Consider the following 15,360-nt stretch of genomic DNA (forward strand, 5'->3'; position numbering starts at 1 on the left):
TATTGCCGTTGGGACTGATTATAAAGAAATAGATCTTATAATTAGACTTAAGTCTTCCGAATTGCTGCTTTTCCATGACCGTTTGATGGATTCGCTTAGAATTAGATCTAACTACTAGACTTATAGTTCCTTTTTGAGCTGGTTGGGGGAGAATAGATCTAAAGTTTAGATCTAGTGCTACTTAAGCAGCCTGTAAATGTTCAATGCGTCAGAGGGAAAAGTCTTAGACTGATCGTGATTCATTAAGTAAACAGGCTGGGTAGTTGGGTAAATGTTACAATTAGATAAGGAGAAGAAATCAAACTACGGAGGGTATGAATGAATCTTTTAATAGTAATTGTATTAGTAATTGGACTGGCTGGTATGATCGGGAATCAATATTCGATGTTAAGGAAGATGGAGAGAATTGAAGAAACTCTTCGTGAGATAAGAGATAAAAATTAAGCAAACGTTGTTACGCGAACGAATAATGATAGCTCAATGTGTTTTTTAAATTTAGCGTATCCAATTCCCAATCCCTGTATATACTTAGTGTATACAGGGGTGGAAGGCTGTGGTACTCTTGAATCATGAACAGAAGAAAGGATTGGTCTATATGACAACAGCAACTGTACGTAAGTGGGGCAATAGTCTAGCCGTCCGTATTCCTCAAGAAGTTTCTGAGCTAGTAAAATTCACCGATGGAGTAGAGATAGAAATGTACGTCACTGAGAACAAAGAAGTTCTTCTGCGTACAGCGTTTCCGACGGCCGACGATCAAGATGCTCTTCGCAAACATTTTCTGTCGCTCCGCGCGAAATGTAAACCGGATATGCTTGCTCACGAAGAGATGTTTGCTGAGCCTATGGGGGATGAAATTATTTAATGCCGATTACAGGACATGTGGAACGCGGGAGCATCGTATGGTTGAACATGCACCCAACGAAGGGACATGAACAACACGGTTGGCGCTCCGCAATTGTACTATCTGATGGACTTATTGATCCGGAAAATTCAGAATTCGCCATGATTGTTCCAGTCACCACACATAAAAAGGAGTATCCTTTTGAGGTTACGGTCCCCCGAGGGATTAACACGACCCATCCAAGAGTTCAGTTCGCAGAGCTGAACGGAGTTGTTCTCACTGATCAAGCCAAATCGCTTGACTTGGCCGCAAGAGATGCTGTAGTTATTGGTAAAGTGGACCCGACATCGAGTTTCTACCAGCTTGTGGTCACTAATGTACGCTCTATTCTAGCCTAATTTCAAAAAAACTTAGGAACTGCTGTGGTAACTTCTTTCACTTGAATCAATTTCATAATAATAAAGCCTTGCTAGGACTAGCTTCTTAAGGCATAGAAAAAGGAGTACCTCCCCAAATCTCGAATAGGTAAAGTAACCACACCATACCGAAAGAGACGAGGAGAACTCCCTATGCCATATATACGACACGAGAGCTTATTTACCCTGCAAGAGCTTTATGAAATGGAACAAAAAGATCGTTTCCTTGAGATTTTCTCTACCATCGATATTACGCCTATCTTGCGCTTGGTCAGAAAAACATCTCTTTATGGCGCTCCCGTTGAAGTGAATTACAGGGCGATGGTCTATTCCTTAATCGTTAGAATCGTTGAACGTATTCCTACGATCAAAGATTTAATAAAGCGTCTTCAGCATGACATCCTATTCCGCTTGGATTGTGGCTTTATGCTTTCAGAAGCCATTCCTTCTGCATCTTCCTATTCCAGGCTGGTGCGCAAGATGAGCCAAAGCTATGCGCTAGAAGAAATGCAAGACCAGTTGTTAAAGCAAGCCATGGCAGAATCATTCATTACGGACGATACCGTTGCCATAGATGCAACTCATATCGAGGCTCGGGATCAAGCGCCTGCAAAGCAAGAAAAGGAAAAACCCAAACCTAAAAAGCGTGGTCGAAAATCAAAAGCCGAACGTGAAGCTTGGCTCGAACAAAAACAAGAAGAAGAGAAACAAAAGCCAATCTTCGAGAAAGAAATCGCTGCACAACTCAGCGAGACGTTCCATGTTCTAAGGGATGAAATGCCTCTTCACCCGCAGTGGGGAATCAAGAAAAATAGTGATGGGAAAAACGTCTTTTGGTATGGCTATAAAGGTCATCTTGCAGTCGGAACCAAGAGTCAATATATCCTTGGAGCCATGCTCTCTTCTGGGAACTTGAATGATGGTAAAGCCGCGATTCCGCTCCTAAAAGGGATTGCTTTGCAGCATCCAAATTTCCATTTCAACTATGCAGCGATGGATGCAGGTTACGATTATGAGCCCATATATAAGCAAGTGCGAGAAGCGAAGGCTCATGCCGTTATCGCTTATAACCGTCGGCGAGAACCCGAACTTGTCGGGTTTGACGAACACTTCGCCCCTACCTGTGTGAGAGAGCATTCGTATCGTTACGACAGCTACGACTCGAAATATGAAACGCTCAAATACGTACGACCGAAAGAATGTGAGAGCTGTCCATTAACGCATGATTCACTTTGCCAGAAGGTTTACAAGATGAAGATCACAATTGATCTTAGAAAGTATAGTGCTCCGGCTCGAGGCTCGAAACTTTGGAAAGAAATCGCTAAAAAACGATCTGCAGTCGAAAGAGTGAATGCTTACCTAAAGGAATTCTTCCAGTTGAACAATGTAAGACATCGAACAGGTCAAAAAGCGAAAGCACATTTTAACTTGGTAACGCTGGTTTATAATTGCACAAAGTTAGCATGCGATCGTCTAAGTCGCCAATTACAAGAAGTAGCAGCATAATTTAAAAAACGAAAATGCTCACATTCGGTTAGTCTACGATTCTTTAACTATGCATTATGAAATTGATTCAATTATTAAAAAAATAAAAGATTTTGTACAGATGTCCTGGTGATTAGCGTTCAACTAATGAGAAACATTAGCTAAATAAAATAGCGGCAGTCTAGGACAAAATTTTTTCGTCCAGGGCTGTCGCTATTTTTTCTAGTTGCAGCTTCAAACAAAAGAGGCTGTCCATCAAGGCAAAAGAGCTTTGATGGACAGCCTATATTTGTATGCTCTGCTTAGTGATTATGCTGTTGTGTTCATTTTGGCAATCATTTGACGAAGCACCGTTTGAAGGATACCGCCATTGCGATAGTAATCGACGTCAACTACGGAATCTAGACGAACGATCGCAGGGAATTCGAAGGTTGTTCCGTCTTCGCGAGTAGCGGTTACGGTTACTTTCGAGCCTGGAGCAACGTCATTGGACAAGCCAACGATGTCGAATGTCTCACGTCCAGTAATGTTAAGTGATTTCCAGCTTTGACCTTCTGGGAATTGGAGTGGCAATACGCCCATACCAACCAGATTGGAGCGGTGAATACGCTCGAAGCTTTCTGCAATAACCGCTTTAACACCGAGTAGGAATGTACCTTTGGCAGCCCAGTCACGCGAGCTTCCAGTACCGTACTCCTTACCAGCTAGTACAACAAGGTTTTTGCCATCGTTTTGATATTTCATCGATGCATCGTAGATCGACATAACTTCATCTGTTGGAAGGTAAGTCGTTACGCCGCCTTCAGTTCCTGGAGCCACTTGGTTACGAATACGAATGTTGGCGAACGTACCGCGCATCATTACTTCATGGTTACCACGACGGGAGCCGTAGGAGTTGAAGTCTTCGCGTTTAACGCCATTATCGATCAAGTATTGGCCGCCCGGGCTGTTAACTGTAATGTTACCAGCAGGGGAGATATGATCCGTAGTAACGGAATCGCCCATAAGTGCTAGCACGCTTGCGCTGTGAATATCTTGAATGTCGTTAAGATCTGGACCAAGGTTTTCGAAGAACGGCGGGTTTTGAATGTAAGTTGATTTTGCATCCCACTCGTAGCTTTCGCCCTTAGGAACCGAAATTGCGTTCCAACGCTCATTTTGCGTAAATACGTTTTCGTATTTGTCGCGGAACATTTGCGGGTTAAGCGCAGCTGTCATCGCATCGTTGACTTCTTTCGAAGTTGGCCAAATATCTTTGAGGAATACCGGCTTGTTATCTTCTGTATAGCCAATTGGATCAGTTGTAAGGTCGATATTTGTCGTTCCAGCAAGCGCGTAAGCGATAACTAGCGGTGGTGAAGCTAGGTAGTTAGCTTTAACTTGTGCGTGAACACGGCCTTCAAAGTTACGGTTACCAGAGAGAACAGCAGATACTGTCATATCGTTGTCCGTAATCGCTTTGCTCACTTCTTCAGGAAGCGGGCCGGAGTTACCGATACATGTTGCGCAGCCATAGCCGGCAACGTGGAAGCCAAGCGCTTCTAGCGGCTCAAGCAGGTTGGCTTTAGTCAAATATTCCGTTACGACGAGCGAGCCCGGCGTTAGGGAGCTTTTTACATAAGCAGGCTTCTTAAGTCCAAGTGCTACTGCTTTCTTAGCTACAAGGCCGGCACCGACCATAACGCTTGGGTTGGAAGTATTTGTACAGCTCGTGATAGCTGCGATAACGACAGCGCCTGTACCCATTTGGCTTACTTGGCCGTCATTATGATTGACAGTGATCATTTGCTCGATTTTTTCATCGCTAAGTCCATATCCGCCTTTGTCAATCGGTGTGCGAATGATGCTGTTGAAAGATTCTTTCATTGCAGTCAGCTCGACACGGTCTTGTGGACGCTTTGGTCCTGCAAGGGAAGGAACGATAGTTGAAAGGTCAAGTTCAACCACGTCAGTAAATACTGGATCTGGTGTCTCATCCGTACGGAACATGTCTTGTGCTTTGTAATAAGAGCCAACAAGCTCAATGAGGTCATCAGGACGACCTGTTTGCTGCAGGTAGCTAAGCGTCTCGTTATCAACAGGGAAGAAGCCGATTGTAGCGCCATACTCAGGTGCCATGTTGGCAACTGTTGCACGGTCTGCAAGACTGATGTTGGATAAACCAGGACCGAAGAACTCAACAAATTTACCTACTACGCCTTTTTTACGCAGAATTTGAGTAACTGTAAGCGCTAAGTCAGTAGCAGTGGAGCCTTCTGCAAGCTTGCCAGTCAATTTAATGCCGATAACTTCAGGCATAACGAAGTAAAGCGGTTGACCAAGCATACCAGCCTCAGCCTCGATACCGCCAACGCCCCAGCCTACAACGCCAAGACCGTTGATCATCGTAGTATGAGAATCCGTACCTACGAGGGAGTCAGGGAAAACGACGGTTTCACCATCAATGGTTCTGGTTGCTGCAACGGATGCCAAGTACTCCAAGTTAACTTGGTGAACGATACCTGTGCCCGGTGGAACCGCACGGAAGTTATCGAACGCCGTTTGTGCCCAGCGAAGGAAACGGTAACGCTCTTCATTGCGTTCAAACTCGATTTTTGTATTATATTCAAGCGCTTCAGGGCTGCCGAATGCGTCAACCATAATGGAGTGGTCAATAACAAGATCGACCGGTACAAGAGGGTTGATTTTTTTCGGATCTCCGCCTGCTTTTTTTACGGTGTCGCGCATTGCTGCCAAGTCAACAACAACGGGTACTCCGGTAAAATCCTGCAATACGATACGTGCTGGAATGAAAGGGATTTCTTTATCCTCGCGTCCGTCAGCCCAAGTTGCAAGCTGCTTTACGTGCTCTGGTGTAATGGCGCGTCCGTCAAATTGACGTACAGCAGCCTCAAGCAATACTTTGATGGAAAAAGGCAGCTTCGAAATATCGCCTAGTCCTTGCTCTTCAAGTCCGCCCAGACGGTAGTATGCGTACGATTTGCCACCGGCGTCCAGTGTTGTGCGGACCGAATAATGGTTTTGTGTAGACATCTTCATTCTCCTCTGTGAATAGATTTCATGTTTCATTCTGTGAAACACAATTTCAAAATCGCTATACCTACAGTATATCGTTAAAATAGTGCTTCCGTAAAGTCCATTTATGACTTTACGTGCCTCGATAGGGCAATACATTTGATCATGACGAATGTTACATGAAACGGAAGGTGGCTTCATATAATGAAGCAGTTAATCAACCTTAGACATCAGAATGTAAATCTGCTGGCACGCGCATGTCATCACGACAATGTTCAAGGAGGGATAGCTATGTCGCGTACGGGTAAACGAGGACCGAGCATTCCGAGTCCGAAACGTAATCAAGCAGCGATAAAGACTGCTGCCTCTCAAAGCAAGCTGCGGCAAAAGGCTGAAACGCATGCTCTAAAGCCGCTGCCGCTGCCATTCGGGGAACAAGCGGAGCGGCATTCAAGCGTGGATTCTGGACCGATTGCCACTGAACAGGTTAAGAAAGATACGCAGGTAGCAAGGCAGCCTTCCAAGCTCAACTCGCTGATGCGTTCCTCTGATTATGATCAGCACAGAGAGGAAGGGATGCAGCAAGGCTGGAAATCAGCTGTTCATCGTTATGTGAGCTTGTACAATCAAGCTGAAGCGAACCAGTATGCCGCTGCGCTAACCGATTACGTAGCTGATAGCGAGCATTGCGAACGGCTGCGCTGCAGACTTGAACGGCTGCGCGAGCGTGATTTGCTCAGAGGTGCGCTTCCTGCTGGAAGTGAGACGAAAGCAGAGCTTATCCGCATCAATGAATCATCCAGTGAGGTTTCCGTACTTATACGTTTACATGTCAAAAGACGAATGGAACAGTCTGGAAGATACTACATGGAGGAAAGATCCGAGTTCGAGCGTCTCTGGCTGGGCTTGTCAGGCGGCAGCTGGGACGTTCTGCGGGTGGAGCCGCTTATCGCGGAACGCAGGCCGCGCTTTGGCACCGTGACAGACAACTGGATGACCGTCGATGATTATTCGGAACTATTTGGCGATGTATCGTCACCTTCAACACCATACTTAAATTATGACCTAATACAGCAATTCAAACACCGACCTTCAGGTATTCGTTACAGGAGAGATTTGGTTGCTGCCTATGCCGATCGATGGTGGAATGAAGGCAATCCGGCATACGAGCTTTTTGAGGTAAATTGCACCAATTATGTGTCACAGTGTATCTTTGCAGGCAATGCTCCGATGAACTATACTGGTAAGAGGGAAACAGGCTGGTGGTATAAAGGACGAAATAAGGGCAATGAATGGTGGAGCTTTAGCTGGGCAGTATCAAATGCGATAACGAATTATTTGACAGGCTCGAGGTCTTCGGGCTTGCGCGCACAGGTTGTACAATCCGCTGATGAGCTGCAGCTTGGCGATGTCATTACGTATGATTGGAATGGAGATCAACGCTTTCAGCACAGTACAATCGTAACTGCCTTTGATTCATTCGGAATGCCGCTTGTAAATGCCAACACGGTTTCCAGCAGACATCGCTATTGGGATTATCGTGATTCCTATGCATGGACGGAACAAACGAAATATCGTTTTTTTCATATTGCTGATCTAATATAAATTAATGTACCGGAGGATATGCCATGGGGAGCAAGATTCGAGTAGGTTTAGTTTACGGGGGGAAATCGGGAGAGCATGAGGTCTCTCTGCAAACGGCATATGCGGTAATGGGCGAATTTGACTATAGTAAATATGAAATCAAACCTTTCTATATTACAAAGCAAGGCGAATGGAAAACGGGGGCAGCGCTGGATGGTCGACCTGCAAACATAGAGGAGCTTCGCATTGATGCGAGCGAGTCCAAACAGACGGGCTTCGCGCTCGCTCCTTTATTTGCGGGAGTGAATGCTGATAGCTCTACTGATCATGAAGAGCCGCGAATTGACGTTGTGTTTCCGTTGTTGCATGGGACATTCGGCGAGGATGGCACGATTCAGGGGCTTTTCGAAATGGCTAACATCCCGTATGTAGGAGCAGGGGTTCTGGCTTCTGCCGTTGGGATGGACAAGATTTTGATGAAAAAGGTATTCGCCCAAGAAGGGCTTCAGCAATGTTTATTCCGTTACTTCAACCGTACACAGTGGGAAAGAGATGCTTCCTTCTTCATCATGGAATGTGAGGTTGCTCTTGGTTACCCTTGCTTTATCAAGCCGGCTAATCTTGGTTCCAGCGTTGGTGTATCCAAAGCCAAAAACCGCGAAGAGCTTGTTGCTGCTGTTAACTATGCGTTCCGTTTTGACCGCAAGGTCATTGTCGAGGAGTTTGTAGATGGACGTGAAATCGAAGTTAGCGTACTGGGAAATGACGATGTCAAAGCATCCTTGCCTGGCGAAATTGCACCGTCCAATGAGTTCTATGATTACAAAGCTAAATATATAGACGGAAAGTCGACGATGCAAATACCGGCAATCCTATCGCCAGAAATAACAGAGTCTGTTCGTGAAATGGCCATTCGCGCTTTTCAGGCCATTGATGGCTCGGGTCTTTCCCGCGTCGATTTTTTCTTGCGCAAGCATGACAGCCAGCTGTTCATTAACGAGGTAAACACGCTGCCCGGCTTTACTCCAAATAGCATGTATCCGCTCATGTGGAAGGAAACCGGCGTTCCATATAAAGAATTGTTAAACACCTTAATCTCCCTAGCTCTCGCGCGGCATGCAGAGAAGCAGCGTATTGACTATATCGGTGACTCCGCAGGTTAAGGTTGATTGCAGGAACGAAATAAGCTAGTGATGTTACGCGAAAAATTAAAAAAATTCTCTTATACAAAGTTTTGAAGCAGGGCTCGAGCGAAAAGGCTTGGGTCCCATCCAAAATGAAAAATAAGGAGTTTTTTTCATATTTGATGGGACAAGTTGAATAGGCAAACAGGTACATGAGCAGACTTTACTCGGAAAAACTCCAACTAATTTTAGCTTTGCTAGGTTACGGACGAGGTCAGCTCTGGATTAAAGGCTGTTGTTTGGTTATTTAGGAGAAAAGCTCAGCTAATCGCAGCCATATTCGGTTGAGACTAACTACGTACAATGCACAAAGTACAGTAGAAACCTAACATAGCTGCTCCTTTCAAGCGCTACATTGTAAAAATGCATCAGAAATAGCAATAAAACAAGGAAAAAGGCTCATATTGGATGATTCTGTTGTACAAAGTGCAGTGTAGCAGAGTTCCCAAGAGAAAAGGGGCGATTCTACTGTACAAAGTACAGCGTAGCGGAGCCCCAAGTGTGAAAAGGTAATTTAACTGTGCAAAGTAAGTCAGTAAGAGTATGTGCATAAGTAAGTAAGTAAGTAAGTAAGTAAGTAAGTAAGTAAGTAAGTAAGTAAGTAAGTAAGTAAGTAAGTAAGTAAGTAAGTTTACCTGTGTGTGTACGTGTATAGTGGCTATAGAGAGCAAATTACCCTAAAACTAATCAGGTCTCAGCAAACGTAAAGCGTGTCCCGCAGGGACGAAAGCGTTCCTCAGCAAATGTGGTTCCCGAGTGACTATTTGTGACTGACCGTTAGTCCAATTGCGGGAGTCCAGAGGGTGCAACCCATGGGGCCCTCCCTTGGAAGGGAGGGTTTGGGAGGGTTCGAAACGCTTTTGAAGGCCAGGTGGAAATTTCACTGAAAGGAGGGAAACCATATGGGTTTTGCAACTGAGTTTAATTCTGTGTGCAAATTTAAGTCCGAGCAAGAGTTGTATGAATTGTTAGAGTACGGTCGGGGCAAAATGGTAAAGAGCGGCTTTCGCGTATTTCCAACTGGCCAGAAAGTCATTGCTTATACGCCTGGCAACGAGGCGATTGGGATTGTCCGCATCTTAGCTTCTATCGCAGAGATCAACTTCCAGGGCGAAGAAGTGACACAGGTGGAGATGGAGCTCGTGAGAAAGCTGACAGACGAAGAAGCAAGAGTGCAAACAGCGCTTGCTTTTGAAATGTTTTTTGGAGAGAAGGCTTAATCAATGATCGTTAGATTAGGCTTTGTGGCGATGAGCCTGCAGCTAGAGAATGCTTCTCCATCGAGAACGATGACTTATACAAACTTCTCCAAGCTGGATGATCGCGAAGCGGGCATTCGAAAGCTGGAGAGAATTGCAGAGGAAAATTTGCGAAGCACACTGCGTATTTTGAAGCATTGCAAGGCAAGCGGCATTCAAATGTACCGATTTTCGTCCAAGCTAATCCCGCTTGCAACGCATGAGGAATTAGTGGATTGGAATCCCTTTGAGGCACTTGCTCCAGCCTTTCAGGAGGTTGGCGACTTTGTGCGAAGGAATGGGCTGCGCGTTTCCTTTCATCCGGATCACTTCTGCGTGTTTAGCACGCCAAGACCTGAGGTGCTGAGAAAGTCTGAGCTGGATTTGCGGAATCATGTGCTGATGCTGGAAGCGATGGGACTTGACGAAGCAACGAAGTGCAATATACATATAGGCGGAGCTTATGGCGACAAGGCAGCAGCTGCGGAACGATTCGTTCATCAGTTTAATGCTCTGTCGCCTCGTCTTAAACAGCGGGTAACGCTTGAAAATGATGATAAAACGTTCAACGTAAGGGAAACGCTTGAGGCAGCAGAGCAAGCGGGTATTCCTATGGTGCTGGATATTCATCATCATGCGGTTAATTCTGGTGATGTGGATGAGGATGAGCTGTACAATGGCTTATGGCCGCGTATTGTGCGAACCTGGCAGAAGGAAGGCGAGAGATTGGGCTATTCAAGCGCAAGCCAGCTTCCTCCTAAAATTCATGCCTCTAGTCCAAAAAGCATATCCGAGCCGCGTGCTCATGCAGAATTTGTAGAGGCCGAGCAGCTCGTACGATTTCTGCGTAATGCCGCCCGCAATACCGAGTATTTGGATTGTATGCTGGAAGCCAAAAGCAAGGATGAGGCCTTGATGAAGCTCATTGAGGATTTAAAGCTGATGGAATCCAGCGAAGAGGGCATTAAAGTGTTGGATGGCGGATGCGTAGAAATCGCTGCTCAGCATTAATGGTTGCATGCAAGCACCGTCAGGGCGTATTCTTGACGGTGCTTGTATGCTTACAGCTGCTGCGGACGCTAGGCACAACAAGATGCTTATTAAACGAAAAGGTGATAGCTTCATGGAATGGATACTTCTTGTCTTACTTGGCGTTGTAGCTGCGATGTTTGGCAGCATTGTCGGATTAGGCGGCGGCATTATTATCGTCCCAGCTCTTATGCTGCTTGGACCCGTGCTTATCGGTGATGATATCGGACATGCTACAGCTGTTGGCATATCGCTTACTGTCCTCGTCGTAACAGCACTTGCTTCCACGATGAGCTATACCAAACGAAAAATTGTCGATTTTCGTACCGGTGGTTTGTTTTTCATAACGAGTGGACCAGCTGCGATGCTCGGCTCTGCGCTTACAGGCAAGCTGCCCGCTGGTGTTTTTCAGCTTGTATTCGGTGTTTTTATGCTGCTGATGGCATCGCTGCTTATCGCTCGTGACTATATGAAACCGTTTTCGAAGCAATGGCCGATTGTTCGAACGTTAACGGATGCAAAGGGTGAGGTACATACCTACAGCTATGGCATCATACCGGTTTTGTTGATTGGCTTTGGAGTTGGATTAATGTCAGGGCTGTTCGGTATCGGAGGAGGCTCATTATTCGTGCCGTTAATGGTACTGCTGTTTCGCTTTCCGCCTCATATGGCGACGGCAACATCTATGTTTGTCATATTTCTATCATCGATACTGGGCAGCGGGATGCATGTCTATTTGGGAGAAACGGATTGGCTGCTGGTGCTTGCGCTCGTTCCAGGAGCATGGATTGGCGGTAAGCTAGGAGCCGCTATCGCAGTGAAAATGAGCGGAAAAGGGCTATTATGGCTGCTCAGAGTGACACTTCTTTTACTGGCAGCCCAATTAATCATTGAAGGCTTGCAATCATTTTGATATGGTGAAGATACTTATATGCGAAACTTGCTAGTCGCTCCACACGTAATAGACGATAACATGAATGGAAAAGTTTATAAATTACTATAGAGGGAAGAGTGATGGATGTGAAAGACCAGAACAATGCTTCCGTCGTAGGCGGGAAAAGCTTTACTGCTGTAGCCATTAATTGCGCATCGAAAGCGGGAGAATGGATTCAGACGCGATTGGGGAATTTTGCGAGCCTTGATTTAAAATATTCCTCGCATGACCTTGTGACAGAGATAGACAAGGGTTCCGAGCGCTTAATCAAAAAACTAATTATGACTCATTTTCCAAATCACTCGTTTCTTGGCGAGGAAGGTGTTGAGCCTGGACCTGCGGCCTCTACACGTGCGCTTGAAGATATTAGAGATGCTGAATATTTGTGGATCGTCGATCCCATCGACGGCACGACCAACTTCGTTCACGGGTTTCCTTATTTCTGCGTGTCGATTGCGCTCGCTCACAACGGCGAAGTTATTGTAGGCGTCGTATATGATCCAATGAGAGATGAGCTATTTGTCGCGGAGAAGGGCAAGGGCGCTTACGTTCATGGCAAAAGAATGCAGGTTTCCAAGGATGATACGCTGCGCAACAGCTTAGTGGCAACCGGGCTTCCTGCGGATCATCATTATGCGCTTCCACTCAATTTGAAAGGGATACAGGCTATTGCTCCGCAGGTTCGTAACCTTAGGATTGCAGGATCTGCCGCTCTGCATATGGCATATGTCGCAGCAGGCCGTCTAAGCGGCTTCTGGGAGATCGGCCTGAGCAGCTGGGATCTTGCCGCAGGCTCTTTGCTCGTGCAGGAGTCAGGCGGGGTGGTAAGCAGTACGCTTGGCAAGCCGTATGATCTAGGCGTTCGCAATGTTGTAGCATCAAACGTACTTATTCAAGATGAGCTTATCGCCGCGCTTGCTGAAGCGGAAGCAAACGAATAATGGCCAAGGGACAACGCTCTGCAATGCATGCAGAATCGTTGTCCTTCTCTGTTTTTAATAGACAAGCGAGGTGGGAATTAATGAAAGCAGGAAAGCGATTAGCCGTTATTTTGATGACAACGCTATGTGTTACGATACTGGCTGCATGCGAATCGAATAAGGCTTCTGAAACACCGACATCTACGAATGAGGCAGCAAATAAGCCGCAGGAAACGCCAATCGACGAGGAAAACAAGGTGTCAGAGGAGCCGGGTTCTACGGATGCTGCATATACCGTACTTGCAGAGAAGCTTCGTATTCCATGGGTCATTGCATTTGATCACGACATTGTCTATATTAGCGAGCGCGAAGGAAATATTGTGAAGGTTGACGACGATCGCATGACGCGCCAAGCGGTTCAGCTGCAAAAAGGCGTGCATGAGCTTGGTGAAGGCGGGTTTTTAGGCTTTGTGCTGGCACCGGATTTTGAACAGACCAAGTTGGCCTATGCTTACCATACCTATGAAGAGAAGGGGAAGATTTTGAACCGAGTCGTCCTCATTAAGCAGGATGGCGAGCTGTGGAATGAGGTGCGTCCGCTGCTTGAGGGAATACCTGGAGCTGCTAATCATGATGGCGGGCGGATGGCGATTGGACCGGATCAAATGCTCTACGTGACAACGGGAGATGCTCAGCAGCGTGAGCTCGCACAGGATAAGGATAGTCTTGCGGGCAAAATTTTGAGAATGAAGCTTGACGGCAAGGTGCCTGAAGACAACCCATTCCCAGACTCCTATGTTTACTCTTATGGGCACCGCAATCCGCAGGGACTTGTATGGAATCATGAAGGCGTCATGTTTAATACGGAGCATGGCCCATCGGGAACGCCAGGCGGACATGATGAAATTAACATCATTGAAGCAGGCGGCAATTACGGCTGGCCGGCGATTTATGGAGGAGCTGCGCAAGCGGGGATGATCACACCAATCTATCACTCCGGTGAACAAGCCATAGCTCCATCAGGAGCGACCGTCGATAAGAGCAATCGGATGCTAATTGCGACTTTGATGGGTGGAGCAATCTATCGATATGACCCGGAAACTAAGGATATGTCCATCCTATTCGAAGGAGAGGGCAGACTTCGCGATGTGTCCATCAAAGATGGGCGCATCTACGTGATTACGAATAATACGGATGGGCGAGGCAGTCCGTCACAGGATGATGATCGTCTGCTGCTATTAAAGGTATCGGAGTAGCGTTTATTAATGGCATAGTTCACAGCAAAAAAAACGAGCAGACCACCGTGGTCTGCTCGTTTTTCGCTGCTAAAGCTATTATAGTTTAGCGAATGAATGATTAATGGCTTGAATCGTTTCGTCAATGTCGGCCTCTGTGTGTGCTGTTGTGAAGAACCATGCTTCATATTTGGAAGGAGCAAGATTGATGCCTTGATCAAGCATGAGCTTAAAGAATCGTCCGAACAATTCACCGTCTGTATCCTGTGCCTCATCATAGTTTGTTACCTTATGGTCGCAGAAATGCGCTGAGAAGGAGCCGCGAATTTGATTGATCGTAAGCGGGATGCCGTACTGTCTAGCGGCAGCATGCAAACCTGTCGCCAGTTTAGTAGCAAGTGCGCTCATTCTGTCATAGATGCCTTGCTCCTGCAGCAGCTCCAAGCAGGCGATGCCAGCAGAGATGGAGGCGGGATTGCCTGCCATCGTCCCTGCTTGATAGGCGGGCCCAAGCGGAGCGACCTGCTCCATGATTTCACGGCGACCGCCGTATGCGCCTATTGGCAGACCGCCGCCGATGATTTTGCCAAGCGCAGTGAGGTCGGGCTCGATTGCCTGATGATCTGAGAAGGCGGCATATGTCTGTGCAGACCCATAGTGGAATCTGAAGGCGCTGATGACCTCATCATAGATAACGAGTGCTCCAGCATCGCGAGTAAGCTTGCAGAGGCCTTCTAGGAAGCCCTCATGCGGCATGACCATCCCGAAGTTGCCGACAATCGGCTCGACCATAACGGCGGCTGTCTCATGCCCCCAGCGCGCAAGTGCAGCTTCAAGTGCTGGCAGGTCATTAAATGGAACTGTGATGACCTCGCTGGCAATGCTGGCCGGTACACCAGCGCTATCTGGAATACCGAGCGTGGAGGGACCGGAGCCTGCAGCGACAAGCACAAGATCGGAATGGCCGTGATAACAGCCTGCAAACTTAATAATTTTGCTTTTCTTTGTATAAGCGCGCGCGACACGGATGGTGCTCATGACGGCTTCAGTACCGGAGTTGACGAACCTAACCTTGTCGAGTGAAGGGATTGCCTCCTTCAGCATGCGTGCAAGCTTAATTTCAAGCTCGGTAGGTGTGCCGTAAAGCGTACCATCCTGTGCGGCACGAATGATTGCTTCTGTAATATGAGGATGAGCGTGTCCAGTAATAATTGGACCATAAGCGGCTAAGTAATCGATATAGCGGTTGTCATCTACATCCCAGAAATATGCGCCTGCTCCTCTTTTCATGAATACGGGAGCACCGCCGCCTACAGCTTTGTAGGAGCGTGAGGGGCTGTTGACGCCGCCGACAATGTGCAGCAGCGCTTCTTCATAAAGCTTCTCGGAATTAGGTCTTTTTATGGTCATCTCAGGGAGCCTCCAGTATGAAATAGATTAAAAAGCAACAAAATACACGCAACCAAAGAACACGGC

The 15,360-nt window shown here is 46.8% G+C and carries 12 protein-coding genes; 10 read left to right on the forward strand and 2 right to left on the reverse strand.

Annotated elements, in window-relative coordinates; genetic code table 11:
- The first annotated feature begins 562 nt into the window (after nucleotides 1-562).
- From MHI37_RS03845 to MHI37_RS03855, 3 genes are all read left to right on the forward strand, one after another.
- Nucleotides 563-865 (forward strand): AbrB/MazE/SpoVT family DNA-binding domain-containing protein, encoded by a 303-nt coding sequence (locus MHI37_RS03845; RefSeq protein ID WP_076335245.1) that lies wholly within the window; start codon nucleotides 563-565, stop codon nucleotides 863-865.
- Nucleotides 865-1,242 (forward strand): type II toxin-antitoxin system PemK/MazF family toxin, encoded by a 378-nt coding sequence (locus MHI37_RS03850; RefSeq protein ID WP_076335223.1) that lies wholly within the window; start codon nucleotides 865-867, stop codon nucleotides 1,240-1,242. The genes MHI37_RS03845 and MHI37_RS03850 overlap by 1 nt, the downstream gene beginning before the upstream one ends.
- A gap of 171 nt (nucleotides 1,243-1,413) precedes the next feature.
- On the forward strand, nucleotides 1,414-2,766 hold the full coding sequence (locus MHI37_RS03855; protein WP_076340185.1) for an IS5/IS1182 family transposase: 1,353 nt from the start codon (nucleotides 1,414-1,416) through the stop codon (nucleotides 2,764-2,766).
- Between the two features lie 288 nt (nucleotides 2,767-3,054).
- Here MHI37_RS03855 and acnA read toward each other — a convergent pair whose 3' ends face one another.
- A complete protein-coding gene (gene acnA, locus MHI37_RS03860) occupies nucleotides 3,055-5,778 on the reverse strand; it encodes an aconitate hydratase AcnA (RefSeq protein ID WP_076339938.1) in 2,724 nt (907 codons plus the stop codon).
- A 186-nt stretch (nucleotides 5,779-5,964) separates the two neighbouring features.
- Here acnA and MHI37_RS03865 point away from each other — a divergent pair, with 186 nt between their 5' ends.
- The 7 genes from MHI37_RS03865 (at nucleotide 5,965) to MHI37_RS03895 (ending at nucleotide 13,905) form a co-directional block, all read left to right on the forward strand.
- Nucleotides 5,965-7,365 (forward strand): amidase domain-containing protein, encoded by a 1,401-nt coding sequence (locus MHI37_RS03865; RefSeq protein WP_256710724.1) that lies wholly within the window; start codon nucleotides 5,965-5,967, stop codon nucleotides 7,363-7,365.
- A gap of 23 nt (nucleotides 7,366-7,388) precedes the next feature.
- Nucleotides 7,389-8,507, forward strand: a complete 1,119-nt coding sequence (locus MHI37_RS03870) for a D-alanine--D-alanine ligase (protein WP_076339939.1) — start codon at nucleotides 7,389-7,391, stop codon at nucleotides 8,505-8,507.
- 923 nt (nucleotides 8,508-9,430) lie between these two features.
- Nucleotides 9,431-9,748 carry a hypothetical protein gene (locus tag MHI37_RS03875; protein ID WP_076339940.1) on the forward strand — a complete coding sequence of 106 codons (318 nt, stop codon included), beginning with the start codon at nucleotides 9,431-9,433 and terminating at the stop codon, nucleotides 9,746-9,748.
- 3 nt (nucleotides 9,749-9,751) lie between these two features.
- Nucleotides 9,752-10,777 carry a UV DNA damage repair endonuclease UvsE gene (gene uvsE / locus MHI37_RS03880; protein ID WP_076339941.1) on the forward strand — a complete coding sequence of 342 codons (1,026 nt, stop codon included), beginning with the start codon at nucleotides 9,752-9,754 and terminating at the stop codon, nucleotides 10,775-10,777.
- 112 nt (nucleotides 10,778-10,889) lie between these two features.
- Entirely contained in the window at nucleotides 10,890-11,708 is an 819-nt protein-coding gene (locus MHI37_RS03885) for a sulfite exporter TauE/SafE family protein (protein ID WP_076339950.1), read from the forward strand.
- Between the two features lie 101 nt (nucleotides 11,709-11,809).
- Entirely contained in the window at nucleotides 11,810-12,670 is an 861-nt protein-coding gene (locus tag MHI37_RS03890) for an inositol monophosphatase family protein (RefSeq protein WP_076339942.1), read from the forward strand.
- A gap of 80 nt (nucleotides 12,671-12,750) precedes the next feature.
- Nucleotides 12,751-13,905 (forward strand): PQQ-dependent sugar dehydrogenase, encoded by a 1,155-nt coding sequence (locus MHI37_RS03895; protein ID WP_076339951.1) that lies wholly within the window; start codon nucleotides 12,751-12,753, stop codon nucleotides 13,903-13,905.
- A 78-nt stretch (nucleotides 13,906-13,983) separates the two neighbouring features.
- Here the strand turns inward: MHI37_RS03895 and MHI37_RS03900 are convergent, their stop codons facing one another.
- On the reverse strand, nucleotides 13,984-15,294 hold the full coding sequence (locus MHI37_RS03900) for a glutamate-1-semialdehyde 2,1-aminomutase (protein ID WP_076339943.1): 1,311 nt from the start codon (nucleotides 15,292-15,294) through the stop codon (nucleotides 13,984-13,986).
- Between the last annotated feature and the right edge of the window lie 66 nt (nucleotides 15,295-15,360).

The sequence above is a fragment of the Paenibacillus sp. FSL H8-0548 genome (genome assembly GCF_038630985.1).
Taxonomy (GTDB): domain Bacteria; phylum Bacillota; class Bacilli; order Paenibacillales; family Paenibacillaceae; genus Pristimantibacillus.

Coding starts and splice junctions, on each gene's coding strand:
- MHI37_RS03850 (WP_076335223.1), top strand. CDS start 865: ATGCCGATTACAGGACATGTGGAACGCGGGAGCATCGTATGGTTGAAC.
- MHI37_RS03855 (WP_076340185.1), top strand. CDS start 1,414: ATGCCATATATACGACACGAGAGCTTATTTACCCTGCAAGAGCTTTAT.
- acnA (WP_076339938.1), bottom strand. CDS start 5,778: ATGTCTACACAAAACCATTATTCGGTCCGCACAACACTGGACGCCGGT.
- MHI37_RS03865 (WP_256710724.1), top strand. CDS start 5,965: ATGAAGCAGTTAATCAACCTTAGACATCAGAATGTAAATCTGCTGGCA.
- MHI37_RS03870 (WP_076339939.1), top strand. CDS start 7,389: ATGGGGAGCAAGATTCGAGTAGGTTTAGTTTACGGGGGGAAATCGGGA.
- MHI37_RS03875 (WP_076339940.1), top strand. CDS start 9,431: ATGGGTTTTGCAACTGAGTTTAATTCTGTGTGCAAATTTAAGTCCGAG.
- uvsE (WP_076339941.1), top strand. CDS start 9,752: ATGATCGTTAGATTAGGCTTTGTGGCGATGAGCCTGCAGCTAGAGAAT.
- MHI37_RS03885 (WP_076339950.1), top strand. CDS start 10,890: ATGGAATGGATACTTCTTGTCTTACTTGGCGTTGTAGCTGCGATGTTT.
- MHI37_RS03890 (WP_076339942.1), top strand. CDS start 11,810: ATGGATGTGAAAGACCAGAACAATGCTTCCGTCGTAGGCGGGAAAAGC.
- MHI37_RS03895 (WP_076339951.1), top strand. CDS start 12,751: ATGAAAGCAGGAAAGCGATTAGCCGTTATTTTGATGACAACGCTATGT.
- MHI37_RS03900 (WP_076339943.1), bottom strand. CDS start 15,294: ATGACCATAAAAAGACCTAATTCCGAGAAGCTTTATGAAGAAGCGCTG.